Origin of the sequence: Allobosea sp. 67-29 (genome assembly GCF_001898115.1) — a bacterium.
Classification (GTDB): Bacteria; Pseudomonadota; Alphaproteobacteria; order Rhizobiales; family Beijerinckiaceae; genus Allobosea.
The window spans coordinates 615,146-641,155 of sequence record NZ_MKSQ01000026.1; the positions used below are offsets into that span (position 1 = coordinate 615,146).

The window sequence follows — 26,010 nt, forward strand, 5'->3', positions numbered from 1 at the left end:
TCTATGACGATTGCGACCCGGCGGGCGACCGCCGGGTCTTTCTTTTGCCGCGCGTCGCCCGGCGGCCCGGGCGAGGCCAGCGAGCCGCGCCGCTATTCGCCGATGATCTTGTAGCGCTGGCCGGGCACCAGGGCGGCACCGCGATCGAGGCCGTTGAGGAGCTGGAACAGTTCGGCCGGCCGGTCCTGATCCGGCATGCGGGCGGCCATATCCGCAATCGTCTCGCCGGCCCCTGCGGTGACGATGCGGATGCGCAGGGGCTTGGCGGCCTGCGCCTCGGCCGGCGTCAGCACCTTGAAGCTTTCGACGATGCTGCGCATCTGCCGCTCCGGATCGCTGCTCCCGCGGGCCGCGAGGATGAAGCGGTAGACCCTGTCGCCCAGTTGCACGGCCGCCAGGCGAAAGATCCAGTCCGAACCCTTGCCATGGGCCGTGACCGCGGGCTGGCCACCCATCTCGGTCTTTTCGATCCCGGTCGTCTCAACCCCCTCGATCCAGCCGGCGGCGACGTAGGATTCGAGGCTTTGCTCGGGTTTGAGTTTCACCGAATCGAAGCGCAGCGCCTGCGCACCGTTGGCACTGACGCCGATGACCATGTCCTGCGCCGCCTCGAGGCTGAAGCCATCGGGCGCCGCGAAGGCGATGCGCAGCGCGCTGTTGACGTAGCGCCGCCCGCGCACGACCCCGTCGCGCGGGTCGTCGCCATAGGCCAGGCCGTCGATGGCACCGAGCCAGCGGCCCGCATCGTGCTCGCCGATTCCCGGCGCGGCGATCTGCCGGGCGGCGGCCGTGACCGCGGCGATGCGTTCCGGCGTCTGCGGATGGGTCGCGAGCATGTCGAGGCGCTTGTCGCCGGCGTTCTGCTGCTGGCCGCTGTCGCGGAAGGCGGTGTTGCGGCCGAGTGTCGCGAGGAACCGGCTGGCGCCATAGGGGTCGTAGCCGGCCCGTGCCAGGCTGGTGACGCTGATGCGGTCAGCCTCGAACTCCTGCTGGCGGGAGAAGCGCGCGAGCGACAGCTTCGAGCCCGCCATCACGGCCGCGCCCTGCGTCGGGTCCTTCAGCACCTGCGAGGCCACCTGGCTGACCAGGGCGGATTCCGCCTCCTTCTCGGCCCGCTGCACCGCATGCTGCGCCGTGACGTGGCCGATCTCGTGGGCCAGGACCGAGGCGATCTCGGAGGTGTCGTTGGCGAGCGCCAGCAGGCCCCGCGTGACGTAGAGCCGCCCGTTGGGCAGCGCGAAGGCGTTGACCGCCGGCGAGTTGAGGATGGTGATCTCGTAGCTGCCGATCTGGCCGGCGCTGGCCTTGGCCAGGCGCTGGACGATGTCCTCGAGCGCAGCACGCGTGGCCGGCGCCCGATACTCGCCTCCAAAGGCCGCGAGCAGGCGCTGGTGCTCCTGGTCGGAGGCGCGCTGCACCGCGCTGATCCGGGGCGCGATCTCGCCATCCTTGGCCGCGTCTCCCGGCAGCAGGGAGCTCTGCTCGCCGAGGCAACCGGCGAGCAGCAGCGCCGGCACGGCCAGTGCGGCCAGCCGTTTCCCTCTTCGCGCGAGCTGTATCCGCCAGGCTTCCCGCATCCGTCAGTCGATCAGTTCCACAGCGGCGCGCGAGGTGACCTCCAGCAACAATCCGTTGCGGCCTCCCAGCACGCCATAGGCGCGCAAGCGTTTACCGCCGAGCCCGGCTGCGGTCCAGCCTGCGTGCTTCAGTTCCCGCCAGAGCTTGCGCGACATGACGATCGAGGCCGCCTCCCCCCGACGGCGGGAAAAATTCAGGTAGGTGCGCTGGGAGCGCTCGCCGACCGACGCGACCCGGCCCTCCAGCATGACGTATCGTCCCTCCTGCTCCCTCACGGCGGCGGGATCATGGCCGTCGACGGCGGTCGAGGGCAAAGCTTGCGAGGCGGAGGTTAGCTTTGTCTGAACGTCGGATGCGCAGGCGGCCGCCCCGGCCTCGGGCATCGGCAGGGCCGCACCGCTCTTCTGAAGCAGCAGCCCGATGTCCTGGCGCCCGCCCTCCGGCGTCGTCGCGACGAAGAGCCGCGCGGGCCAGCGGCCCCAGCGATCCTTCTCGCCGGCGACGGCCAGCAGCAGCTCACGGCCGATGAAGGGGGCGAGCCCGGCCTTGAAGCGGGCGTCCTCGGCCGCGTCCTGGCGCGGCGCCAGCCCGACCAGGCGCAGGGCGCGGCCATCGGCCAGCAGCGGATCCCCTGCCCTGTCGAAGCCCGAGAGCCGCGCCGGAGCCGTGGCGGGAGGATCCTCGCGGCAGGGCTCGGCCGCGAAGGCCGCCGGCAGCGCCGGGCCCAGGACCGTCAGGGCGAGAAGAAGAGGCTTCACCGTCATCGCGATTATGCTACAGGAAGTGCCGTGCGTCCCGGTAGCTCAGCAGGATAGAGCAACGGTTTCCTAAACCGTAGGTCAGGGGTTCGAATCCCTTCCGGGACGCCATTCCGCGCCCTGCGCCGATCGGCCGTCGACTTTGCCGAAGGTGGCCGCGACCCGACGCGCCCGCCTCCCCCTTCAGAGGCGCCGCCGCGGAATCGCGCTCGCATAGGTATTGAGCGACTGCAAATGGCTGTCGGCGCGCTGCAGCGATTCCAGCGCAGCCGCACGGTCCTTGTTCGCCAGCAGCCCGCACAGCACCTCCGACACGGCCAGCGCCGGCGCCAGCGTATGGAAGAAGCTCCGGCTCTCGGTCGAGCAGAGGATGGCCTGGTCGGCGATGCCGACCAGCGGCGAGACTTCGCTGTCGGTGATCGCGACGATGCCGAGGCCCTTTTCCCGGGCGAGTTGCGCCAGTTCGAGGCTGTGGCGCGCATAGGGATTGATCGAGATCGCCAACAGCACGTCCTCGGCGGTAGCGCGGATCAGCCCATCGCCCATCGTATCGGCCGGACCGTCGAGATGAATGGTCTTCTCGCCGAGCAGCGCCATCACGTAATGGAAATGCCAGGCGACGGAATGGCAGGAGCGCAGGCCCAGCACGTAGATGCGGCGGGCCTGCGCCAGCCGTTCCGCCGCGGCCGAGATGCGTTCCAGCGCGGCCGGCTCCGATAGCCGGGCGATCTGGTTGGCGAGGCTCTGCAGCATTCGCCGCGAAAGCTGCGCCGCCGCCATGTCCTGCTCGCCCTCGCCGTGCTGCATCGCACGCGCCGCGAAGCCGTCGGCCCTGAGACGCAACGCCTCGGCGTGGTGAGCCCTGATGTCGTCATAGCCCGGCAGGTCGAGGAACTTGGCGAGACGCGTCATCGTCGAAGGCTGCACGCCGGCATTGCGTGACAATTCCCGCATCGACACCAGGGCGACCTCCTGGGGATGCTCGAGAATGTAGCGCGCGGCCTGCTGCAATTGCGGGGACATGTCGTCGAAGCGGCCGACAATGCGCTCGCGCAGGGGATCGTTCTGCAACATCTGAATCGCGCCTTTCCCGGACAGCCGGGACCATTCCTGCATCACGCGGAGATTTCAAACGCTTTTCGCAGCTCTCATAGCACGAGCCGGCACGCCGGCATCGACCCGTACGTTCGTTTCAGCGCAACACAATAAGATTCGATCGTATCTATTATTATATCTATAAAACAAATGTTGCATCGCCTCCTGCCCTGTGGCAAGCACCGTGCGACGGCGGCATCGATGCCTGCCCGATGCGGGATGCGCTGATGACCAGGATTCTCCATCGCTCCATCGGAGGCCGGCTGCCGCAGGCGGTCGCCGGGCAAGGCGTCTTCGTCACCGACAATGACGGGCGCAGCTATATCGACGGCTCGGGCGGCGCTGCCGTCTCCTGCCTCGGTCATGGTCATCCCGAGGTCATGGCGGCGATGCGTGCGCAGATGGATCGCATCGCCTATGCCCACACCTCCTTCTTCACCACCGATGTCGCCGAGGAATTGGCCGAGCGGCTGATCGATCTGGCGCCGGAGGGGCTCGATTACGTCTATCTCGTCTCCGGCGGCTCGGAGGCGGTCGAGGCGGCCATGAAGATGGCGCGGCAGTATTTCGTCGAGATCGGCCAGCCGCAGCGCCGGCATTTCATCGCGCGCCGGCAGAGCTACCACGGCAACACGCTGGGCGCGCTGGCGGCCGGCGGCAATGCCTGGCGGCGGGCGCAGTTCCAGCCGATCCTGCCTGAGACCCATCATGTCTCGCCCTGCTACGCCTATCGCGACCAGAAGGACGGCGAGACGCCGGAAGCCTATGCCGCCCGCCTCGCCGACGAGCTGGAAGCCAAGATCCTGGAGCTTGGTGCCGAAGAGGTCATCGCCTTCATCGCCGAGCCGGTGGTCGGCGCGACGCTCGGCGCGGTCGGTCCGGTCGCGGACTACTTCGCCCGCATCCGCCGCATCTGCGACAAATACGGCGTGCTGCTGATCCTCGACGAGGTGATGTGCGGCATGGGCCGCACCGGCACGATGTTCGCCTGCGAGCAGGAGGGCATCTCGCCCGATCTCGTCACCATCGCCAAGGGCCTCGGCGGCGGCTACCAGCCGATCGGCGCGGTGCTGCTCTCGGAGACGATCTACCGCGCCTTCGCCGAAGGCTCCGGGCTGTTCCAGCACGGCCATACCTATATCTGCCACCCCGTGGCGGCAGCCGCAGCCAACAAGGTCGTCGAGCTGATCTCGCAGCCGGAAATGCTGGCGAATGTGCGCTTGATGGGCGAGCGCCTGCAGGCCGGCCTCGATGCCCGGCTCGGCCAGTCGCCTCATGTCGGCGACATCCGCGGACGCGGGCTCTTTCGCGGCATCGAGATCGTCGCGGACAAGGAAACCAAGGCGCCCTTCGATCCGGCGCTCAGGGTGCACGCCCGGATCAAGAAGGAAGCGATGGCGCGCGGCCTGATGAGCTACCCGATGGGCGGCACCATCGACGGGCGCCTCGGCGACCATGTGTTGCTGGCGCCGCCCTATATCGTCGGGCCCGACGAGATAGACCAGATCGTCGAGCGCATCGGCGGCGCGATCGACGCCGCGATCAAGGGCTGACGGCCGCGATGGCTCCGCGCATCGCCTTCGCCGGCTTCAATCTCGAATCGGTTACGGCCGTTCCGCAGATCGTGGAGCTCGCGGAGTTCGAGCGCGTCTGCCTGCGCGGGGCGGCGCTGACGGAGCGCTTTCGCGGCACCAATACGGTTCCCGGCGGCTGCCTGAAGATCTGCGAGGCGGACGGCGCGGAGTTCGTGCCGCTGTTCCACACGCTGCTCGGCGCGCTCGGCCCGGCGGCCGACGCGGCGGTCGAACACTATACGAGCGAAATCGTCGAGGGGCTGGGCAAGAGCGGCCCGCTCGACGGCGTCATCCTGTTCCTCCACGGCGCCTGCTGGGCCGCAGCCTACGCGGATGTCGAGCGGCACGTCATCGACGCCGTACGGGCGGCCTTTCCGGCACTGCCGATCACTGTTGCGCTCGACTATCACGGCAATATCGATCGCGAGACGCTGCGCGGCGCCGACATCGCCGTCGCCTATCGTCACTCGCCGCATATCGACATGGGCGAGACCGGCGAGCGGGCGGCCCGCGCCCTGCTGCGGTTCCTGCGCGAAGGGCGTCGGCCGGGTCTCGCGGTGGCGCGGCCTGATGTCGTCATCCCCTCGATCATGTCGGCGACGGCGCTCGAGCCTTTGGTTTCGATCATCGCCGAGGCGCGCGCGACCGAGGCGACCGGCGATTGCGACATCTCGGTCATGGCCGGCTTCTCCTATGCCGACAGCGCCAATACCGGGATGTCGGTGATCTGCCTGGACTGGGGCGGGCAGGAAGCGGCCGAAGCCAAGGCGCAGGCCTTTTCCGACCGGCTGCGCGCGAAGCGCCGCGCGATCGCGAGCGCCATCCCGATCCTGAGCGTCGAGGCAGCCCTGGCCGATATCGAGCGCAAGCCCGCGACGGGCCGGCCGATCGTGCTGCTCGAGCATGCCGACCGGATGAACGATTCCACCCATCTGCTGCGGGCTTTGCTCGGCCGCGATGTCGGGCGGGTCAACGTGCCCTTCCTGCTCGATCCCGAAACCGCGGCGCAGGCCCATGCAGCAGGCGAAGGCGCCGAGATCAACGTCTCGCTCGCCGGCAGGACGGCGCCGGAGACCGGCGGGCCGGTCGAGGCCGTGGCACGGGTCATCTGGTCGGGGCCGAAATCCTTCACTGTTTCCGGGCGCTACCAGCGCGGTTCCTTCGTCGATCTGGGCCTCACGGCGCTGCTTCAGATCGGCGCGATCCGGGTCTCGGTGGTCTCGCATTTCGCCTTCGCGGTCGATGGCGACCCCTTCTACATCTTCGGCGAGCGGCCGGAGGATTACGACGTCATCCTGCTGCGCTCGAAAACCCATTTCCGCGATTTCTACGAGCCGCTGGCCGATCGCATCCTCGTGGTCGACACGCCCGATCTCGGCCCTGCCGATGTGCGCCTGATCCCGTACCGCCAGCTCGATACCGCCAAGGCCTATCCGTGGAGCGACGCTCCCGCCTGACGACGCTCGACCCATCCAGGTAACCAAAAACGAGGGGATAACAATGACGTTTCGGTTCAGGACTTTCGGGGCTGCCGCGCTGGTCGCCGGCTCCCTTTACGCCATGCCGGCCTTTGCCGAGACGGTCCTCAACGCCGTGATGCAAGCGCCGCTGAGGACGCTCGACCCGATCCTCAGCACCGCGCAGATCGTGCGTACGCACGGCTTCATGGTGTTCGACACGCTGCTCGGCATGGACGCCAAGTACAATCCGCAACCGCAAATGGCGGACTATGCCGTCTCGTCCGACAAGCTGACCTACACCTTCACCCTGCGCGACGGGCTGAAATGGCATGACGGCACGCCGGTGAAGGCCGAGGATTGCGTCGCCTCGCTCAAGCGCTGGGCCGCCAATGACGGCGCCGGCCGCACGATGATGACTTACGTCGCTTCAATCGAGGCGACCTCCGACAAGGTGCTGGTAATCAAGCTGTCCAAACCTTTCGGGCAGGTGCTGGAGCTGCTGGCCAAGCCCTCGCCGGTGCCGCCCTTCATGATGCCGAAGCGGCTCGCCGAGACGCCCGCCGGCAAGCAGGTCACCGAGATGATCGGCTCCGGCCCGTTCAAGTTCGTCGCCGACCAGTACCGGCCGGGCGACCAGGCCGTCTACGTCAAGAACCCCGACTACAAGCCGCGCTCCGAGCCGATGAGCTGGACCGCCGGCGGAAAGGTCGTGAATGTCGACAAGGTCGTCTGGAAGGCGATGCCGGACATGCAGACCTCGATCAACGCCCTGCAATCCGGCGATGTCGACCTGATCGAGCAGGTGACGATCGACCTTCTGCCGCTGCTCAAGGCCAATGACGAGATCAAGACCGGCGCCATCAATGCGCTGGGCAGCCAGGTGACCGGCCGCTTCAACCATCGCCTGCCGCCCTTCGACAATCTGAAGGTGCGCCAGGCGGCGATGTATGCGCTGGACCAGGAGCAGCTGATGCAGACCGCGATCGGCGACAGCCAGTATTACAAGCTCTGCGCCTCGGTTTACGGCTGCGACGTGCCGCTCGCCTCCGATGCCGGCGCGGAGTATCTCAAGGGCAGCGCCAAGGAGCGCATGGCCAAGGCCAAGGAGCTGCTCAAGGCCTCCGGCTATGACGGCACGCCGGTCCTGATGATGCAGCCGACCGACCTGACCATCCTCTCGACCCAGCCGATCGTCGCGGCCGAGCGCCTGCGCGAAGCCGGCTTCAAGGTCGATGTCGCCTCGATGGACTGGGCGACGCTGCAGTCGCGCAAGAACGGCTGGCAGCCGGTGGCGCAGGGCGGCTGGAACATGTTCTTCACCTATTGGGGCGTCGCGGGCATCTGGAATCCGACGGTCCATGCGCTGCTCGACGGCTCCGGCAAGGACAGCGCCTGGGCCGGCTGGCCGAAAGACGCCCGGATCGAAGAGCTGCGCCACGCCTATCTCAGCGCCGCGACCACCGACGAGCAGAAGAAGATCGCCCGCGAGATCCAGCAGATCGCCTACGACCAGGGCTTCTACTTCAATGCCGGCGAGTTCCAGTCGGTCGCCGCCTGGAGCGCCAAGCTGAAGAACCTTCAGCCTGGCCCGCTCACCTTGTTCTGGGGCGTGAGCAAGTAAGGCCCGCGTGGCGGATGGCGGCATGGTCGCCATCCCTTCTCCGCGGCCGGCATCGTTTTCGGCATCGGCCTTCGAGCCGGTGCCCAGCGCGTGGTGCACCATATGGCTTCCTACTTCCTGCGCAGGCTGGCCATGGCGATCCCCGTCATGTTCTTCGTGGCGCTGTTCGTCTTCCTGCTGCTGCGCCTGACGCCGGGCGACCCTGCGCAGGCCATCGCCGGCGACCAGGCGACGCCGGCACAGCTCGCCGCCATCCGCGAGAATCTCGGCCTCGACAAGCCGCTCGCCGGCCAGTTCGCCACCTGGCTCGCCGACATGGCCGGTGGTGATTTCGGCCATTCGCTGATCTCGCAGCGCCCGGTGCTGGAGATGATCGGCCAGCGCGTCGGGCCGACGCTGGCGCTAGCCGTCATGGCGATGATCTTCACCGTGGTGATCTCGCTGCCGCTCGGCGTGCTCGCCGCCTGGCGCCATGGCGGCATGGTCGACCGCTTCGTCATGGCGCTCTCGGTGGTCGGCTTCTCCGTGCCGATCTTCGTGATCGGCTATGTGCTGATCGCCGTCTTCGCCGTCGACCTGAAATGGTTTCCCGTGCAGGGCTACAAGCCGCTGGCCGAGGGTCTCGGCCCGTTCCTCCACCGCATCCTGCTGCCGGGGCTGGCGCTCTCCTCCTTCTATGTCGCGCTGGTCTCGCGGATGACGCGCGCCTCGATGCTCGAGGTGCTGCGCGAGGATTATGTCCGCACCGCCCGCGCCAAGGGGCTGGGCGAGCGCATCGTCCTGTTCCGCCACGCGCTGCGCAACGCCGCGATCCCGATCCTCACCGTGATCGGCACGGGCTTCGCCATGATGGTCTCCGGCGTCGTGGTCACCGAGACGGTCTTCAACATTCCCGGCCTCGGGCGGCTGGTCGTCGACGGCGTGCTCGCCCGCGACTATCCGCTGATCCAGACGATCATCCTGCTGACGGCCGGCACCTATGTGCTGATCAACCTGCTGATCGACCTTTCCTATGCGCTGAGCGACCCGAGGATCCGCTACCAATGAGCGCTTCATCGAACCCGGTGCAGGGCGGGCTGCCGCGCCGCCGCCTGCTCAAGAACCCGCCGCACTGGACGACGGTGCTCGCCGTCCTCGTCCTCCTGGCCATCGTCGCGATGGCTGTCTTCGCACCGCTCCTCGCCAATTTCGAGCCGACCAAGCTCAATGCGGCGATGCGGCTCAAGCCTTCCTCGAACATCTACTGGCTGGGCACGGACTCGTTCGGCCGGGACCTCTATTCGCGCGTGGTCTATGGCGCGCGGGTCTCGCTGCTGGTCGGCGCGGGCGTCGCAGCGGGCGCGATCCTGATCGGCCTGCCGCTCGGTCTGATCGCCGGCTGGTACCGGGCCATCGATGGCGTGCTGATGCGGATGATGGACGGGCTGATGGCGATCCCCGGCATCCTGCTCGCCATCGCCATCGTCGCGCTCGTCCGCGGCGGGCTCCTCACCGTCATCATCGCGATCATGATCCCGGCGATCCCGCAGGTGGTGCGGCTGGTCCGGGCGCGCGTCATCGCGGCGCGCGAGGAGACCTATGTCGATGCGGCGATGCTGCTCGGCACGCCCCCGGCCAAGCTGATCTGGAAGCACCTGCTGCCGACGACGATCGCGCCGCTGATCGTGCAGGGCACCTATATGTATGCCTCCGCCATCCTGACCGAAGCTGCGCTCTCCTTCCTCGGCGTCGGCATCGGCACGGAGATCCCGAGCTGGGGCAACATCATGGCCGAGGGGCGGCTCTATTTCGCGATCAATCACTGGCTGGTGTTCTGGCCGGCGATCGTGCTGTCGGCCTGCATCCTGTCGATCAACCTGCTCGGCGACGCGCTGCGCGACCGGCTCGATCCGAAGATGCAGGGGAGGGCCCCGTGACAGAAACCACCGCTCCCACCCCGCCCGTGCTCTCGATCCGCGACCTCAAGGTCGCGACGCGCGGGCGCGAGCCTTCCGAGATTCTCAAGGGCATCAGCTTCGACATCCAGCCCGGCGAGACGCTCTGCCTCGTCGGCGAATCCGGCTCGGGCAAGTCGGTGACCTCGCTGGTGGCGATGGACCTCTTGCCGCGCGACGAATTGCGGACGACCGGCGGCACGGTCCTGCTCAACGGCGAGGACATCCTCACCGCGACGCCGTCCCGGACCAAGGCGCTGCGCGGCGCCGAGATGGCGATGATCTTCCAGGAGCCGATGACGGCGCTGAACCCGGTACTGACCATCGGGCTGCAGATGGACGAGGTCTATTGGGCGCACACGAAGATGCGTCCGAAGGAACGTAAGGAAGCCGCGCTCGCCGCCTTCGAGGCAGTGCATCTGCCCGATCCGGCACGGATCTATGACAGCTACCCCCACCAGCTCTCCGGCGGCCAGCGCCAGCGTGTGATGATCGCGATGGCCTTGGCGCTGAAGCCGAAGCTGCTGATCGCCGACGAGCCGACCACGGCGCTCGACGTCACCACGCAGAAGCAGATCCTCGGCCTGATCCGCGAATTGCAGGACAAGCAGAACACCGCCGTCCTGTTCATCACCCACGACATGGGCGTGGTCGTCGACATCGCCGACCGGGTCTGCGTAATGCGTCGCGGCGAGATCGTCGAGACCGGTCCGGTCGAGCAGGTGCTGAGCCGGCCGCGCGAGGGCTACACGCGTGACCTGCTGCAAGCCGTGCCGTCGCTGGTCCCGCGCGCGCCGCGCGTCGGGGCGAAGGAAGCGGAGGCCGTCGTCGAGATCCGCAACCTCGAAAAGACCTTCAGCTTCGGCTCCCTGCTCGGCAAGCTCATGGGTCGGGATATCCGTACCGTGCGCGCCGTGAAAGATGTCAGCCTCCGGCTGGAACGCGGGCGCACGCTCGGCATCGTCGGCGAAAGCGGTTCGGGCAAGTCGACGGTCGCCCGCTGCCTGCTTCGGTTGGAGCACCCCACCGGCGGCGAGATCCGGGTCAACGGCCAGGACATCGCGCCGCTTCAGGGCCAGGCGGCGCTGGCACCGGCGCGGCGACGCGTGCAGATGGTGTTCCAGGACCCGAACCGCTCGCTCAATCCGCGCCTGCGCATCGGCGAGAGCCTGATCGAGGGGCCTTTGAATCTGGGTGAGGACCGCGCCGCGGCGCTGCATCGCGCCGGCGAGCTGATCGAGGTGGTCGGCCTGCCCAGCACCAGCCTCGGCCGCTTCCCGCATCAGTTCTCCGGCGGCCAGCGCCAGCGTATCGCGATCGCGCGTGCCTTGATGATGGAGCCCGAGGTCATCGTCGCGGATGAGGCCGTCTCGGCGCTCGACGTTTCCGTGCAGGCGCAGGTGCTCGACCTCCTTGCCGAGATCCAGGAGCGGCGCAACCTCGCCGTGCTGTTCATCACGCACGACCTACGCGTCGCCGCCCAGATCTGTGACGAGGTGATGGTGATGCAGCGTGGCCGCGTCGTCGAGAACGGCCCCGCCGCCGAGGTGCTGGCCAACCCGCGCCATGAGTATACACAAGCCTTGATCAACGCGGCGCCAGGGCGGGACTGGGATTTCACCGCCGGGCGCCGCATCGCCGGAGCCGACGCATGATATCCGCCAGCCTCGTCCAGCTCGACGTGCAGTCTTTGGCGCCGGCCGAGAACTTGCGGCGCATCCACGAGTTCGTTGCCGCGGAAGCGGCCCGAGGCGCCCAGCTCATCCTGTTCCCGGAACTGTCCAATACAGGCTATGTCGAGCCGCTCGTGCCGGGCGGTCCACTGGTCAGCGAGGTGCCGCATTTCGGCGCCGCGCTCTACGAGGCCTGCGCCGCGCCGGATGGCGAGGAGATCAAGGCGCTGGTCGCGCTCGCGGCGAAGCATCGCGTGCATCTCGTGATCGGGCTCGGCCTGCGCGACGGTCTGCGCGCGGGCGTGATGCGCAACGCCTCGCTGCTGATCGGGCCGGAGGGCGTGCTGGGCGACTACACCAAGATCCACCAGTGGCAGAACGAGAAGCTGTTCTTCACCGGCGGCGACAGCATCGATACCTACCCGGTCTTCGGCACACGGCTCGGCATGCAGATTTGCTACGATATCCGTTTCCCCGAGATCACCCGCATTCTGGCCCTGCAAGGCGCGAGCATCGTCACTTCGGTCTGGGCCTCCTTCGGCGCCGAAGACGCGACGGTGACCGACGAGGGGCTCTTCATCCACCGCGCCTATACGCGCGCGACCGAGAACGGCGTCTTCTTCCTGAGCTGCAACCGCAGCGGCAGCCGTGGCGGGCAGCGCTTCTTCGGGCGCTCCTGCGCGGTCGGGCCGGATGGCAAACTGCTCGGCGCGCTCGACCACGACCGCGAGGACGTGTTGCGGGTCGAGATCGACCTGGCCGAAATCGCGCGCTATCGCAGCTTCACGGGCATCTGGGCCGACCGGGCCCCCGCGCTCTACGCCAAATACCTGAACAGCTGAGCTCCGCGAGGCATCCGATGACGACCTCTCCCTGCCCGCCGATCAGCGACGCCGACTGGCCTCAGGCCATCGCCGGGATGAAGGACGGCTTCGCGGGCGCGCTCAATGTCTATCGCACGATGGCGCATCACCCTGCCCTGCTCCAGGCCTGGGCGCCGCTGCGCCAGCACATCGTCAAGGATAGCGCGCTCGGGCCGGTGCGCTCGGAGGTGGTGATCCTGCGCGCCGCCCATCGCATGGGCTCGCCCTATGAATGGGCGCATCATGTCAGCCGGGCGCGGGTGCTCGGCATCAGCGACGCCCGCATCGCCGCGCTGCGCGGCATGCCGGAGGGAGAGGATGGGCTGATCGCGCGCGCCGTCGATGCGCTCTTCGACGACAGGTGCCTGTCCTCCGCCCTCGAAGCCGAGCTCGCCGCGGCGCTCGGGCGCGAGGGGGTGTTCGACCTGATCGCGACGGTCGGCTTCTATTCGGTGCTCGGCTACATCCTGATGACCTACGACACGCCGATCGAACCGGCTGTCGCGGCGGAAATGACGGACCGGCCCCTCGCTGCGGACTGAAGCCGGCCGCTCTCTCAGGCCTTCAGATGGAACGTCACCAGCACGGTGATCTCGGCGCCATCCGGCAGCGTCGCGGCGACGCGCAGGAAATTGCCGAAATGGCTCAGGCGCTGGAAGGTGACGGCGTCCTTCGCCGACGGCAGTTCGAACTCCGAACCCTCGTGACACCAATGCATGCCGTCGGCGGAAATCTCGATCCGCGCCTTCGGCAATGGCCCCTTCGGCTGCTTCAGCGCTCGAACGAAAACGATCGCTTCCTTCGCCCAGCCGGCCTCGTACGGCTCGGTCGCGCTGGTGCCGGTCCAGCTTTCGTTGCGGGCGACGACGGCGGTCAGGTTCTCGGGCAGCATCAGAAATCCCCCGACAGGCAGACGGAGTCGAGATAGGCGAAGGCGCGCTTGTCGGTGTCGGTCTCGGCGAAGAAGGCGAGATTCAGCATGCACCACAGGTTCTTCATCGCGGGGATGCGGATGCAGTCGTAACCGTCCATGGCGAAGACCCGATCGTTGACCTGGAAGCGCGTCGCCTGCATCGCCGCGAGGTCGAAATCGAAGCGCAGATAGTGCCAGTTCACCTTGGTCGGAATCTCGTTGTAGCAGAGCCTTTGCTCGCCGCCGGGCAGGTCCTCCCAGTCATCGGGAGCGAGATGGTAATGCGTGATCGTCTTGCCGGCGGTGCCGATCGGCTTAATCGGCGTCGTCCTGCGCTTGAACTGCCATTTCTGGATGTGCTGCCCGTCCTGCGCGTTGAGGAAGCGCAAATGCGGCATCACCCGGTCACCCGGCCCTGAGGTGTCGCCGATCTGGAGATCGTAGAGGAAGCCGAAGGAGCGGATATCGGTCTCCGAGAGCGCGAGCTCCGTCGCCTCCGGCTTGAAGGTGAAATAGGCCTCCAGCCGGATCGGCCCGGCCTTGCGGAAGGTCAGCCGCTTGATCGCGACATTCTGTGCGCCTTTCCTCGGCCGCGTCGCGATCTTCAGCGCATAGGAGCCGTCGACGCCGCCATGCGAGCCGAAATCCCAGTTCGGCAGGGTCGAGAGCATGGCGTGGCTGTGCTGGGCATAGCCCGGCAGCATCGCGTCGAGCGTATCCTCGTAATTGCCGACGAGCTGGGTCCAGCCGCACATGCCGCGGTCGAAATCGTCGAGGCAGATGATGCGCGGCAGCGGGTCGAAGCGGCTGAGTTGCGGGTCGCTCTCGCGGATGGCGCGTCTGAGATCGTCGAGCCGGGAATCTGATGCATTCATGGCGATTATCCCTTCACCGCGCCGGCGGTGAGCCCGGCCACGAGATGCTTCTGCATGAGGATGACGAAGGCGAGCACCGGCACGAGCTGCACGGTGGAAGCCGCGAAGAGCACGCCCCACTCGACGCCCTCGACGGCGCCGATCATCTCGGAGATCACCAGCGGCGCCGTCTTGGCCTTGGTCGTCGTGAAGATGAAGGCGAAGAGGAACTCGTTCCAGGCGTAGACGATGACGAAGACCGAGACCGCCAGCATTCCCTGCGCCGCCATCGGCAGGATGATCCGGGCGATGATCTGCATCTGCGAGGCCCCGTCGACCATCGCGGCTTCGTCGAGCTCGCGCGGGATCTGGTCGATGAAGGTGCGCATCACCACCGTGCCGAGCGAGACGAAGAAGGTGGCGTAGAGCAGGATCAGGATGAAATGCGTGTCGTTGAGGCCGAGCCAGTTCACCACCGGGAAGAGCGGCAGCGTGATCACGATCGGCGGGATCAGGCGGATGAAGATCAGGAAGAACGCCGAGGCCTGCAGGCCGCGCGAGGCGAAGCGCGAATAGGCGAAGCCGGCAAGCAGGGAGACGCCGACGGCGAGCAGTGTCGCGCCGACGGTGACGAGGAAGCTGTTCCACAGGCCGAAGAAGAAATCGCCCCAGCGGTTCCAGAGGGCCTCATAGTTCGCCAATGTCGGCGCGAAGGAGAATGCGCCCGTCGGCGAGAAGATGTCGCGATCGGCCTTGAAGGAGGATAGCGCGATCAGCCCGATCGGCACGAGCGACCAGGCGACGACCGCGAGCACGCCGACGAGCTTCAGGAGATGACGAACAAGCCTAGGCACGCGCGAACATCTCCCGGTAGAGCCGGCGCAGATAGAACAACGCGAGCAGGAGCGAGGCGAGCACCAGAAGCCAGCCGGTGGCGGCAGCCGAGCCGAAGGCGTTGTAGCGGAAGGCTTCGAGATAGAGATAGACCGCCATCACTTCGGTCGAACGCGCCGGTCCGCCCCCGGTCATCAGCCAGACCTCGGAGAACAGCCGGAAGGCGAAGATGTAGCGGAACAGGGCGGCGATCAGCAGAGCCGGCATCAGCAGCGGCAAGGTCACGCGCCGGAACGAGGTCCAGGCCGAGGCGCCGTCGATCGAGGCGGCCTCATAGAGATCGCCGGGGATCGAAAGCCGCGCCGCGTACAGGATGATGAAAGAGAACGGCAGGTGCAGCCAGATCGAGAGCAGGCTGACCATGGCGAGGCCGTGGCTCGGGTTCACCGCCCATTCGATCGGCGGCAGGCCGATCGTGGCGAGAAGCCGGCTCATCATCCCGACATCGGGCTCGAACAGGTAGCGCCACATCACCACCGCCGAGACCTCGCTGACGGCATAGGGGGCGAGCACGATCGCAAGCAGGAGAGGGCGGAACGGCACGCCCGAAGCAAAGAACAGCGCCATGCCGAGCCCGATCAGCAATTCGACATGCACGACGATGGCGACGACGATGACGGTGTTGAGCAGCGCCTTCCAGAAATACGGATCGCCCAGCACCTTCGCGTAATTGGCGAGGCCGACGAATGTCGCCGCCTGGCCGAAGGAGGATTGATTGAGGCTGAGCCAGAACACATAGATCGCCGGCAGGAAGATGATGCCGCCGATCATCAATTGGACCGGCGTGACCAGCGCTATGGCGGAAAGGGGCGTGCGGGTGGTCATCAGGCGATCCTGAAGCGCGCCAGCGCCTCGCGATCGATCTCGATACCCAGCCCCGGCCCCTGCGGGATGGCGAGCTTGCCCTCGACGAGTTGAGAGCCTTCGCCGACGAGCGGCTGCGTGAAAGCGTCGCGCAGCGGGTTCTCGTAGACCATGCATTCGAAGGTGCGGAAGCTCTCCGCCGCTGCGGCGAGCTGCAGGCTCGCGGCGACGCAGATCGCGCCGGACCAGCCGACATGCGGTGCGTAGGCCGTGTTGAAAGCCGCGGCGAGCTCGGCGATGCGCCAGGTCTCGGTGATACCGCCGGAGCGCGTCACGTCAGGCTGGATCAGGCCGAGCGAACGGTCCTGCAGCATGGTCAGCGCCTCGCCCGCGACGAAATCGCTCTCGCCGGCCGCGAGCCGGATCGGCAGATGCTGCGCCAGGCGCCGATAACCCTCGCGGTCATGGGGCGCGATCGGCTCCTCGAAGAAGCCGTAGCCGAGATCGGCCAGCGCCCGCCCGACGATCATCGCGTCGTCGACATCATAGGCCCAGTTCGCATCGACATAGAGCGCGATCTCGTCACCGGCGAGCCGGCGGACGAGCTTGGCACGCGCCACCGCGTCGCGCAGCGGATGGCCGAGCTTGACCTTGATCTCGCGGAACCCCGCCTTCAGCACCGCCGCGACCTCGGCCTCGACCGTGGCATCGTCGAGCCAATTGATCGAGGAGGCATAGGCCGCCACCTCCTTGCGCCCCATGCCGCCGAGCAGGCGATGGATCGGCTGGCCTGCCTGCCTCCCCGCGATGTCCCAGAGCGCGATATCGACCGCTGCGATCGCCTCGACGACCTGCCCGCCCGGCCGCCCCGAAAGCGACGCGCGCATCGCCTTCCACAGTGCGCGCCTATCCCCAGCATCGCGCCCGATCAGGCGCGGCACCAGCGCGTCCTCGGTGAAGCGTGCATAACCGGCCGCGCCGCGCCGGCACAGCCCCTCGCCGAAGCCGATCGTGCCGTCCTCGGTCTCGACCTCGACCACGACCAGCTCGATCGCCGGATAGTCGCCCTGCGAGGTCCTCTGGACCTTGGGGAGCGTCGCCCGCAGCGGGTGGACGTCAATCCTGGCGATGCGGCTGGCCGACATGCGGCTTGGCCCTCCCGAGTCGTGTCGCTGAACGACATCTGCTTATCTGATATGTTGAACAGTTGCCAAGGAACGCGGCATCTGTCAATGATCACAACCGGAGGATTTTGATGAGCGATCTCGCCCGTTCCGTGCTGGATGCAGACGACCCTTTCGCGGGCGGCGATGTGGTGCCGATGCGTCTCGGCGATGCGGTGATCCAGCGCATCACCCAGGCGATCCATGAGGGGCGTCTCAAGCCGGGCGATTCCCTGCCGTCGGAATCGCGCATCGCCGCCTCCTTCGGCGTCAGCAAGCCGATCGCGCGCGAGGCCATCCGCCAGCTCGCGGCGATGGGCGTCGTCCATATCCAGCAGGGCAAGCCGACGCGGGTGCAGGCGCTCGATGCCGCCCCCCTCGACCGCTTCTACCGCTTCGCCGTACGCGGTCGCGCCAATGGCCTGACCGAAGCGGTGGAGCTGCGCCGCATCCTCGAGCCGCCGATCGCAGCCCACAGCGCCGAGCGCCGCTCGGCCGAGGACATCGAGAAGCTCGACCTCATCCTCGCCCGGATGGAGGATGCGCTGGGCCACGTGCCGCGCTGGATCGAGGCCGACCTGGATTTCCACGAGGCCGTCGCCGCCGCCTCCGGCAACCGCCTGCTCGACTTCCAGATCCGGGGCCTCAGGCCGGTCATCCGCGAGGTGATGGAAATCTTCAACTCGCGGGAGGCGCGCGGGCCGGACGACTGGCAGCGCACCTTCGAGCGCCATGTCCGCGTCGTCGCGGCGATCAAGGCGAGCGACCCGGCGGCAGCCTCGGCCGCCATGAACAAGCATTTCGAAGCGGCAGAAGCCGCCATCGCGGAACTCGCGAGCCACAGGGAGGATCATCATGAGCCAAGGGGCGACACTCGATCGTAGGCAATTCGGCGCCGGTATCATCGGACTGAGCTTCGCCGGGCTGGGCAGCGCGGCGCACGCGCAGAGCGGGCCATTCAACGTCTTCACCCACCGCGTCATGCAGACGGTCTCGACCGGTGCGCAGGGCGGCGACATCACCAGGGACTGGGCGCAGAAGAACGGCGTCACCGTCCAGTGGACGACCTTCGACACCGGACCGCTGCAGGAGCGCCTGTTCCGCGAGGCCAGCCTTGGCGAGACCTCCGTCGATGTCGGCTTCGTCGTCAACACGCAGGTCGTGCCCCGCGCCGCGACGCTGTTCGAACCGCTCGACGACTACCTGAAGAAGGACCCGATCGAGGATCCCGCCGACATCTTTCCCGGCCTGATGCAGGGCATGAAGGTGGCCGGCAAGCAGCTCGCCGTCCCGTTCCGCCACGCTTCCTCCGGCTTGCACTACAACGAGGAAATCCTGGCCGGGAAGGGCTTCTCCAAGCCCCCCGCGACGATCGAGGAGATGATCGAGATCGCCAAGGCCTGCAGCTATCGCGGCGCCGATGGCACGCAGGTCGTGGGTCTCTGCACGCCGGGCGTGACCTATCCCAACGTGATCGACCTCGCCCGCGCCTGGGACGGCGACTTCATCACGCCCGACTTCAAATGCGTCGCCGACCAGCCGCCGATGCTGAACGCCATCCGCACGCTGCGCGCGCTGTTCGAGGCGCATGCCTTCCCGCGCAATTTCGCGACGCTCTCGCCCGAGGACGTCAATGTCTGGATGCAGCAGGGCCGCGCCGCGATGAGCCTGCAGAGCATGGGCCGCAACCGCATCTACAACGATCCGCAGAAGTCGAAATTCCCCGGCAAGATCAAGACGATCGCCGTGCCCGCCTCGAAGACGCTGGCCGGCAAGTATGACGCCGCGCCCGCGAAGGTGGAGTTCTGGGGCATGGTCATTCCGAAGAATGCCAGGCGCAAGGACCTGTCCTGGAGCTTCATCAAGGCGATGACTTCCAAGGAAGCGACGCTGAAGGCCGCGCTCAACGGCAACGGCCCGGTCCGCGCCTCGACCTATGCCGATCAGAGCTTCGCCGGAAAGGTTCCTTATGCGGCCGAAGAGCTGAAGGTGCTGAAGGTCGCCCGCGTTCCGCTGCCGGCCTTCGACGAGGCCGCGCGCGCCGGCGACCTGTTCAAGGAAGAGGCTGAGGCCGCCGTGCTCGGCATGAAGACGCCGGAGGAGGCGATGGCCTCGCTGGTCAAGCGCGTCCAGCCGCTGCTGCCGGCCTGAGCGATCCACGAGAACCGGCGCGTTGGCGCCCGATACCAGTACCGGAGGACCATCGATGACATCCCGCATCTCGCGCCGCCGGTTCGGCGCGCTCGCAGGCGCCGCGGCCACCTCCGCGCTGCTCCCGCAGGGCGCTTTCGCCCAGGCGAAAACGCTGACCGCGCTCGGCCACCGCGTTCACCAGAATGCCGCGACCACCGGCCCCGGCGGCGATGCGACCGAGGCCTTCCGCAAGGCGAACGACGCCTCTGTCAACTGGGTCACCTTCGGCGACGTCAACGCCGTGCATGAGCGGCTGCTGCGCGAGGCCTCGCTGTCGGAGACCTCGATCGACGTCGCCTATCTCGTCAACGGCCGTGCCGTGCCGCGCAATCTCCAGCTCTTCGAACCGCTCGACGCGCTGATGAAGCAGGCGCCGATCGAGGCCTTCGACGATTTCGCACCGGGCCTGCTGGCCCCACTCAGAGTCGGCGATGCCCTCCACGGCATCCCGGTGCGCCATGCCACCAATGCCCTGATCTACAACGAGGCCCTGCTGGAAGAGCGCGGCGTCACCAAGCTGCCGGCGACCTTCGAGGAGCTGACCGAGCTTGCCCGCAAGCTCACCTTCAAGCGCGAGGACGGCACGCAGGTCTACGGCCTCGCCTTCACCGCCGTCTTCGCCTCGAACTTCCTGACGCTCGCCCGCTGCCTCGGCGGCGACTACATGACGACCGACGGCAAGATCGTCGCGGCCGAGCCGCCGATGGTGAAGACGCTGACCCTGCTCGCCGACTTCTACAAGGCCGGCGTGCTGCCGCGGAATTTCGCCACGGTGAACAACGAGGAGATCACCACCTGGATGCAGCAGGGCCGGGCGGCGATGACGATCAACCCCTTCGCCCGGCTGGTGACCTACAACGACCCGTCCAAGGGGAAATACGGCGGCAAGTTCAAGTCGCTGCTGCCGCCGATGGCGGCCGACCTGGTAGGCAAGGTCGCCTTCGCGCCGACGACCGAGTTCTGGGCGCTGGTGATCCCGAAAAGCGCCGGGCAGAAGCCTCTGAGCTGGGAATTCATCCGCACCCTCTCCTCCAAGGCCGGCACGACCGCCATGGCGCTGAACGGCAACGGCCCCGCGCGCATCTCGACCTATGCCGACGCCAAGCTGAAGGCGGCGATGCCCTATGCCGCCGACGAGGCCGCGGCGCTCAAGGCCTCGCGCATCCATCTGCCCGCCTTCGACGAGCAGGCCCGCGCCCACGACATCTTCGTCGAGGAGACCCAGGCGGCCGTGCTCGGCCGCAAGCCGGCGCAGCAGGCGATGGACGACGCGACGGCGCGCGTGAAGCCGCTGCTCGGCTGATGGCGGGTCCGCTTTCGGGGCGCGTCGCGCTGGTCACCGGAGCGGCGCGTGGCATCGGCCTGGCGATCGCGACGCGCCTCGCCGAGGCCGGCGCGCATGCGATCATCCATGACCGGGATGCCGGCGCCGCCGACGCGACGACAGCCGATCTGCAAGCGCAAGGCCTCGCGGCCTCGGCCCTGATCGCCGATCTCGCCGAGGATGCTGCCCCCGCTGTCATGGCGGCCGAGCTGAAGGCGAAGGGCCGCGAGCCCGATATCCTCGTGCTCTGCGCGTCCGTCGAGATACTGGAAAGCTGGGACGCGGTCTCGGAAGCGGCCATGGCCGCCCAGACCGCGATCAACCTCCACGCGACCATGCGGCTGCTGCAGGCCTTCCTGCCGGGGATGTTGGCACGCGGCTTCGGCCGGGTGATCGCGATCGGCAGCGTGCAGGAAGCACGCCCCAATCCCAGCCATTTCTACTACGCCGCGACCAAGGCGGCGCAGACCAGCATGATCCTGAATCTCGCCCGCACGACACAGGCGCCGGACGTCACCTTCAACATCGTCAAGCCGGGCGCGATCCTGACCGACCGCAACCGCTCCGTCCTCGCCCAGCCCGGACGCGGGCAGCAGGTGCTCGCCCGCATCCCGCTGGGCCGGCTCGGGCGGCCGGAGGACTGCGCCGGGGTGGCGCTGCTGCTGTGCTCGCCCGAGGGCAGCTATCTCAACGGCGCCGAGATCGCGGTGGACGGCGGCATGCGGCTGTGAGGGCGATGGCCATATCGCCTCAAGGTGCGTCCCATCCCGCGTTCCGCATTCGCGCCGTCTTCAGCGCGCCAGCCATCCGCCATCGACGGGTAGCACGACGCCGTGGATATAGGCCGCCGCGGCGGAGGCGAGAAATACCGCCGCTCCACCCAGCTCGCGCGGCTCTCCCCAGTGCCCAGCCGGGATGCGCGCGAGGATCGCCTCGTTGCGGACCGGGTCGGCACGCAGGGCTTCGGTGTTGTTGGTGACGAAATAGCCCGGCGCGATGGCGTTGACGTTGATGCCATGCTGAGCCCATTCGCAGGCGAGCAGGCGCGTGAGACCGGCCAGCCCGCTCTTCGAGGCCGTGTATGACGGGATGCGGATGCCGCCCTGGAAGGAGAGCAGCGAGGCGATGTTGATCACCTTGCCGCCCTTGCCGTCGGCCAGCATGCGCCTCGCGACGCCTTGTGTCAGGAAGAAGGTCGATTTCAGGTTCACGTCCATCACCTCGTCCCAATCGGCCTCGGTGAAGTCGATGGCATCGGCTCGGCGGATGATGCCGGCATTGTTGACGAGGATGTCGAGCCGCGAGCCGTCTACCTTTGCCGCTGCCTCGGCCTCTTCCACGATGCGCCCGATCGGCTCCAGCGTCGCCAGGTCGGCCGTGATCTCATGGAAAGGCCTGCCGGTCGCGGCGACGAGTGCCTTCGTCTCGGCCATGCCGGAGCGCCCGACCGCGACGATGCCAGCGCCGGCCTCGGCGAGCGCGACCGCGATCGCCTGACCGAGGCCCGTATTGGCCCCGGTGACGATCGCGGTCCGGCCGCACAAGTCGAAGCCCTTCAGCATCAGCGCAGATCCCCGGTCGCGACCATGTCCATGTCGGTATAGTCGACATTGTCGCCGCCCATGCCCCAGATGAAGGAATAGGCCCGCGTACCGACGCCCGAATGGATCGACCAGCCGGGCGAGAGGATCGCCTGCTCGTTGGCGACGACGAGATGGCGGGTCTCCTGCGGCTCGCCCATCAGGTGGAAGACGCGGGCGTCTGCGGGAACGTCGAAATAGAGATAGATCTCGCAGCGCCGGTCATGGGTGTGGGCCGGCATCGTGTTCCAGATGCTGCCCTCCTCCAGGGTGGTGACGCCCATCACCAGCTGGCAAGTCTCGCAGACGCCGGGGATGATGTACTGGCGGATGACGCGCTTGTTCGCCGTCGCCTGCTCGCCCAGGGCGATCGTCTTGGCGTCGGCCTCGCGGATCACCTTGTTCGGATGCACGGCATGGGCCGGGGTCGAGAGCAGGTAGAACTTTGCCGGGCTCGCGGCATCGTCGCTGCTGAAGACGACCTCGCCGGCTTCCTTGCCGACATAGAGAGCGTCGCGCTTGGCGAGCGCGTGGTCCTTGCCGCCGACCGAGACCTTGCCCGGGCCGCCGACGTTGACGATGCCGAGCTCGCGCCGCCTGAGGAAGGCATCGGTGCCGATCGCCTTCGGCGTCGGCAAGACGATGGCCCTGTCTGTCGGCATGGCGCCGCCGACGATGACGCGGTCGAGATGGCTGTAGGTCAGCTTCACCTCGCCGGCCGCAAACAGCGTCTCGATCAGGAAGTGGCGCCTGAGTTCCGCCGTATCGAAGTCCTTGACGGCCTCGGGATGGGAAACCTGGCGAATATCGATGGTCATGATCGGTCCTTCAGTGGAACAGCCGCGGCAGCCAGAGCGACAGGCCGGGCAGATAGGTGACGAGCAGGAGCACGGCGACGCTGGCGCCGTAGAACGGCCAGATCGTGCGCATGGACTCGCCGATGGAGATGCGGCCGATGGCGCAGGCGACGAACTGCACCGACCCCACCGGCGGCGTGTTGAGGCCGATGCCGGCGTTGAGGATCAGGATAACGCCGAAATGCACCGGGTCGACGCCGAAGGCCTTCACCACCGGCAGGAAGATCGGCGTGCAGATGATGATCATCGGCGCCATGTCCATGAAGGTGCCGAGCACCAGCAGGATCAGGTTGATCATCAGCAGGATGACGATGGGATTGTCGGAGACCGCCTTCATCGCGGCGATCGTCGCCTGCGGCACCTGCAGGAAGGCCATCAGCCAGCCGAAGGCGCCGGCCGCCCCGATGACGAGCAGCACCATCGCCGTGGTGCGCACGGCACCCAGCGTCGCCTCGACGAAACCGCTCCAGCTCAGCTGGCGGTAGACGAAGACGGTCACGAGCAGTGCATAGACGACCGCGACGCAGGACGATTCCGTCGCGGTGAAGATACCGGAACGCACGCCGCCGAAGATGATGCCGATCAGCAGGATGCCGGGCAGCGCCAGCACCGCGTAGCGCCCGACCGTGGCAAAGCCGGGAAAAGGCTCGCGCGGATAGCCGCGCCGCACCGCGACGGCCCAGGCCGCGACCATCAGGGCGGCGCAGAGCATCAGGCCCGGTACGATGCCGGCGGTGAACAGGTCGGCGATGGAGAGATTGCCGCCGGCGGCAAGCGAATAGATGATCATGTTGTGCGAGGGCGGGATCATCAGGGCGATGATCGCCGCATTGGCCGTGACGTTGACGGCATAGTCGGCATCGTAGCCGCGCTTCTTCATCTGCGGGATCATCAGCCCGCCGACCGCCGAGGCATCCGCCACCGCCGAGCCGGAGATGCCGCCGAACAGCGTCGAGGTCACGACGTTGACCTGGCCCAGCCCGCCGCGCAGATGGCCGACGAGGCTCGCCGCCATCTGGATCAGACGCTCGGCGATGCCGCCGCGGATCATCAGGTCGCCGGCATAGATGAAGAACGGGATCGCCATCATGGCGAAGGCGTTCATGCCCGAATTCATCTGCTGGAAGACGACGACCGGCGGCAGGCCCATGGAGGCGACCGTCGCCAGAGAGGCGAGGCCCAGGCAGAAGGCCACGGGGACGCCGATCAGCAGCAGCACCGAGAAGACGCCGAAAAGGATCCAGAGCTCCATCTCTCAGGCCTCCTGGCTTTCGCCGAAATGGACGAAGCCGAGCGGCGCCTGCTGCTCGCCGGTGACGAAGAGCAGCAGCTTCTCCAGCGCAAACAGGGCGATCAACGCGCCGCCCACCGCGATCGGCACGTAGTCCCAGCCGCGCGAGATGCCGATGATCGGCATCCGGTCGCTCCAGGTGCCGGCGGCAAGCTGCCAGCCATAGCCCAGCATCGCCAGGCCGAAGGCGCAGACCAGCCCCTCGCCCAGCACGATCAGCACGGCGCGAAGCGGCGGCGGCGAGAGCACCAGCCCGACCTCGAAGCCGAGATGATCGCTTTCGCGCACGCCGACGGCGGCGCCGAGCAGGATGAACCAGGACATCAGGAACAGCGACCCGGCCTCGACCCAGATCGGCGTGTCGTTGAGCACGTAGCGGCCGAACACGCCCCAGGCGACCATCGCGGTCATCAGGACGAGGCCGGCACCGGCGGCGATCAGTGCGAACAGGCTGAGCTTGGCGTCGAGGCGGGTCAGGAAGGCGGTGAAGGCGCGCATGAAATATGCCCAGGCTGGCGAGGGGCCGGAAGCGGGGCCGCCGTCAGGGGCGGCCCGCCGAGCGAGGCTCAGTTCACCGCCTGGATCGCGGCGACCATCTCCTTCAGCTTCGGATCGGTGACGAACTTGTCGTAGACCGGCTTCATCGCGTCGATGAAGGGCTTCTTGTCGACGGTGTTGATCTGGGCGCCGCCGGCCTTGACCTTGGCCTCGGACGCCTTCTCGCGGGCATCCCAGAGCTTGCGCATCGTCAGCACCGATTCCTTGGCCGCGGCCTTGATCAGCGCCTGGTCGGCGGCGTTGAACTTGTCGAAGCTCTTCTTCGACATCACCAGCGCCTCCGGCGACAGCGAGTGCTCCGTCACCGAATAGAACTTCGCCACCTCGAAATGGCGGGTGGATTCGTAGGACGGCCAGTTGTTCTCGGCCCCGTCGATGACGCCGGTCTGGAGCGCCGAATAGACCTCGCCGAACGGCATCGGCGTGGCGTTGGCGCCGAGCGCCGAGACCAGCGCGACGAACATGTCGGATTGCTGGACGCGGATCTTCATGCCCTTCATGTCGGCAGGGCTGCTGATCGGGCGCTTGGAATTGTAGAAGGAGCGCGATCCGGAATCGTAGAAGGCGAGGCCGATCAGCTCGTGCTTCTCGAACTCCTTCAGCAGATTGTCGCCGATGGCTCCGTCCATCACCTTCCGCATGTGGTCGACCGAGCGGAAGATGAAGGGCAGCGACGGGATGTTCGTCGCCGGGATCAGGTTGTTGAACGGCGCCATGTTGATGCGGTTGATGTCGATGACGCCGAAGCGGGTCTGGTCGATCGTGTCCTTCTCCTGGCCGAGCTGTGCGGAGTGGAAGACGTTGATCTTGATGCGGCCCTGGCTGCGCTCCTCGAGCAGCTTGCCGAGATGGCGGACAGCCTCGACCGTCGGATAGTCGGTCGGATGGATGTCGGCGGCCCGCAGCGTCACGCTCTGGGCGCGGGCCGAGGACGAGGCGGTGGCCGAGACCGCCAGCGCGGCCGCGCCGGCAAGCAGGGTACGACGTGCAATCATGATCTTTCCTCCCTGAAGAGACCCGTTT

25 protein-coding genes and 1 tRNA gene are annotated in these 26,010 nt (G+C 67.4%); 13 read left to right on the forward strand and 13 right to left on the reverse strand.

The features are described 5' to 3' along the window. Positions 1–92: 92 nt before the first annotated feature. Positions 93–1,577, reverse strand: coding sequence for a M48 family metalloprotease (locus BGO20_RS21955; RefSeq protein ID WP_291659599.1), 1,485 nt, complete (start codon positions 1,575–1,577; stop codon positions 93–95). Between the two features lie 3 nt (positions 1,578–1,580). Further along, on the reverse strand, positions 1,581–2,342 hold the full coding sequence (locus tag BGO20_RS21960) for a hypothetical protein (protein WP_291659600.1): 762 nt from the start codon (positions 2,340–2,342) through the stop codon (positions 1,581–1,583). Between the two features lie 28 nt (positions 2,343–2,370). Between BGO20_RS21960 and BGO20_RS21965 the strand changes: the two genes are divergently transcribed. Next, positions 2,371–2,447, forward strand: a tRNA-Arg gene (locus BGO20_RS21965). A gap of 72 nt (positions 2,448–2,519) precedes the next feature. Here BGO20_RS21965 and BGO20_RS21970 read toward each other — a convergent pair. After that, positions 2,520–3,410: a MurR/RpiR family transcriptional regulator gene (locus BGO20_RS21970; RefSeq protein ID WP_291659602.1), complete on the reverse strand. Its 891-nt coding sequence runs from the start codon at positions 3,408–3,410 to the stop codon at positions 2,520–2,522. 248 nt (positions 3,411–3,658) lie between these two features. On the opposite strand from BGO20_RS21970, the gene BGO20_RS21975 reads away from it, so the two are divergent. The 8 genes from BGO20_RS21975 to BGO20_RS22010 all read left to right on the forward strand — a co-directional run bounded on the left by BGO20_RS21975 (position 3,659) and on the right by BGO20_RS22010 (position 13,098). Next, complete coding sequence (locus BGO20_RS21975; RefSeq protein WP_291659605.1) at positions 3,659–4,984, forward strand: aspartate aminotransferase family protein; 1,326 nt, start codon at positions 3,659–3,661, stop codon at positions 4,982–4,984. An 8-nt stretch (positions 4,985–4,992) separates the two neighbouring features. After that, on the forward strand, positions 4,993–6,462 hold the full coding sequence (locus tag BGO20_RS21980) for a M81 family metallopeptidase (protein WP_291659607.1): 1,470 nt from the start codon (positions 4,993–4,995) through the stop codon (positions 6,460–6,462). Positions 6,463–6,505: 43 nt separating this feature from the next. Continuing rightward, the gene (locus BGO20_RS21985; RefSeq protein ID WP_291659609.1) at positions 6,506–8,086 is read left to right on the forward strand and encodes an ABC transporter substrate-binding protein; all 1,581 of its coding nucleotides are present in this window, start codon (positions 6,506–6,508) and stop codon (positions 8,084–8,086) included. Positions 8,087–8,188: 102 nt separating this feature from the next. Then, positions 8,189–9,133 (forward strand): ABC transporter permease, encoded by a 945-nt coding sequence (locus tag BGO20_RS21990; RefSeq protein WP_291659610.1) that lies wholly within the window; start codon positions 8,189–8,191, stop codon positions 9,131–9,133. Beyond that, on the forward strand, positions 9,130–10,002 hold the full coding sequence (locus tag BGO20_RS21995) for an ABC transporter permease (RefSeq protein WP_291659611.1): 873 nt from the start codon (positions 9,130–9,132) through the stop codon (positions 10,000–10,002). The genes BGO20_RS21990 and BGO20_RS21995 overlap by 4 nt, the downstream gene beginning before the upstream one ends. Then, a complete protein-coding gene (locus BGO20_RS22000) occupies positions 9,999–11,675 on the forward strand; it encodes an ABC transporter ATP-binding protein (protein ID WP_291659612.1) in 1,677 nt (558 codons plus the stop codon). Before BGO20_RS21995 ends, BGO20_RS22000 begins: the two co-directional genes overlap by 4 nt. Continuing rightward, a complete protein-coding gene (locus tag BGO20_RS22005; RefSeq protein WP_291659613.1) occupies positions 11,672–12,535 on the forward strand; it encodes a carbon-nitrogen hydrolase family protein in 864 nt (287 codons plus the stop codon). Before BGO20_RS22000 ends, BGO20_RS22005 begins: the two co-directional genes overlap by 4 nt. 17 nt (positions 12,536–12,552) lie before the next feature. Then, positions 12,553–13,098 (forward strand): carboxymuconolactone decarboxylase family protein, encoded by a 546-nt coding sequence (locus BGO20_RS22010; RefSeq protein WP_291659614.1) that lies wholly within the window; start codon positions 12,553–12,555, stop codon positions 13,096–13,098. 14 nt (positions 13,099–13,112) lie between these two features. On the opposite strand, the gene BGO20_RS22015 is transcribed toward BGO20_RS22010, so the two are convergent. Genes BGO20_RS22015 through BGO20_RS22035 form a run of 5 tightly spaced genes read right to left on the reverse strand, consistent with a single transcriptional unit; the run spans position 13,113 to position 17,166 of the window. Then, positions 13,113–13,448 (reverse strand): hypothetical protein, encoded by a 336-nt coding sequence (locus BGO20_RS22015; RefSeq protein WP_291659616.1) that lies wholly within the window; start codon positions 13,446–13,448, stop codon positions 13,113–13,115. Continuing rightward, positions 13,448–14,344, reverse strand: coding sequence for a DUF6772 family protein (locus tag BGO20_RS22020; protein WP_291659618.1), 897 nt, complete (start codon positions 14,342–14,344; stop codon positions 13,448–13,450). The genes BGO20_RS22015 and BGO20_RS22020 overlap by 1 nt, the downstream gene beginning before the upstream one ends. 5 nt (positions 14,345–14,349) lie before the next feature. Beyond that, positions 14,350–15,177 (reverse strand): carbohydrate ABC transporter permease, encoded by an 828-nt coding sequence (locus BGO20_RS22025; RefSeq protein ID WP_291659620.1) that lies wholly within the window; start codon positions 15,175–15,177, stop codon positions 14,350–14,352. Next, complete coding sequence (locus tag BGO20_RS22030; protein WP_291659621.1) at positions 15,170–16,042, reverse strand: carbohydrate ABC transporter permease; 873 nt, start codon at positions 16,040–16,042, stop codon at positions 15,170–15,172. The genes BGO20_RS22025 and BGO20_RS22030 overlap by 8 nt, the downstream gene beginning before the upstream one ends. Beyond that, entirely contained in the window at positions 16,042–17,166 is a 1,125-nt protein-coding gene (locus tag BGO20_RS22035) for a mandelate racemase/muconate lactonizing enzyme family protein (RefSeq protein WP_291659622.1), read from the reverse strand. The genes BGO20_RS22030 and BGO20_RS22035 overlap by 1 nt, the downstream gene beginning before the upstream one ends. 110 nt (positions 17,167–17,276) lie before the next feature. Here BGO20_RS22035 and BGO20_RS22040 point away from each other — a divergent pair, with 110 nt between their 5' ends. From BGO20_RS22040 to BGO20_RS22055, 4 genes are read left to right on the forward strand one after another with little or no spacing between them, the layout of a single operon-like run. Then, positions 17,277–18,068 (forward strand): FadR/GntR family transcriptional regulator, encoded by a 792-nt coding sequence (locus BGO20_RS22040; protein ID WP_291659624.1) that lies wholly within the window; start codon positions 17,277–17,279, stop codon positions 18,066–18,068. Next, positions 18,040–19,335 carry an ABC transporter substrate-binding protein gene (locus BGO20_RS22045; RefSeq protein ID WP_291659625.1) on the forward strand — a complete coding sequence of 432 codons (1,296 nt, stop codon included), beginning with the start codon at positions 18,040–18,042 and terminating at the stop codon, positions 19,333–19,335. The genes BGO20_RS22040 and BGO20_RS22045 overlap by 29 nt, the downstream gene beginning before the upstream one ends. A 55-nt stretch (positions 19,336–19,390) precedes the next feature. Next, positions 19,391–20,680: an ABC transporter substrate-binding protein gene (locus tag BGO20_RS22050; RefSeq protein WP_291659627.1), complete on the forward strand. Its 1,290-nt coding sequence runs from the start codon at positions 19,391–19,393 to the stop codon at positions 20,678–20,680. After that, positions 20,680–21,432, forward strand: a complete 753-nt coding sequence (locus BGO20_RS22055) for an SDR family NAD(P)-dependent oxidoreductase (RefSeq protein ID WP_291659629.1) — start codon at positions 20,680–20,682, stop codon at positions 21,430–21,432. The genes BGO20_RS22050 and BGO20_RS22055 overlap by 1 nt, the downstream gene beginning before the upstream one ends. A 60-nt stretch (positions 21,433–21,492) precedes the next feature. Here BGO20_RS22055 and kduD read toward each other — a convergent pair whose 3' ends face one another. The 5 genes from kduD to BGO20_RS22080 all read right to left on the reverse strand — a co-directional run bounded on the left by kduD (position 21,493) and on the right by BGO20_RS22080 (position 25,982). Then, entirely contained in the window at positions 21,493–22,263 is a 771-nt protein-coding gene (gene kduD, locus BGO20_RS22060) for a 2-dehydro-3-deoxy-D-gluconate 5-dehydrogenase KduD (protein ID WP_291659631.1), read from the reverse strand. Further along, the gene (gene kduI / locus BGO20_RS22065; protein WP_291659633.1) at positions 22,263–23,099 is read right to left on the reverse strand and encodes a 5-dehydro-4-deoxy-D-glucuronate isomerase; all 837 of its coding nucleotides are present in this window, start codon (positions 23,097–23,099) and stop codon (positions 22,263–22,265) included. Before kduI ends, kduD begins: the two co-directional genes overlap by 1 nt. Before the next feature lie 10 nt (positions 23,100–23,109). After that, the gene (locus BGO20_RS22070; protein ID WP_291659634.1) at positions 23,110–24,390 is read right to left on the reverse strand and encodes a TRAP transporter large permease; all 1,281 of its coding nucleotides are present in this window, start codon (positions 24,388–24,390) and stop codon (positions 23,110–23,112) included. 3 nt (positions 24,391–24,393) lie between these two features. Further along, a complete protein-coding gene (locus BGO20_RS22075; protein WP_291659635.1) occupies positions 24,394–24,927 on the reverse strand; it encodes a TRAP transporter small permease in 534 nt (177 codons plus the stop codon). A gap of 68 nt (positions 24,928–24,995) precedes the next feature. After that, positions 24,996–25,982 carry a TRAP transporter substrate-binding protein gene (locus BGO20_RS22080; protein WP_291659636.1) on the reverse strand — a complete coding sequence of 329 codons (987 nt, stop codon included), beginning with the start codon at positions 25,980–25,982 and terminating at the stop codon, positions 24,996–24,998. Between the last annotated feature and the right edge of the window lie 28 nt (positions 25,983–26,010).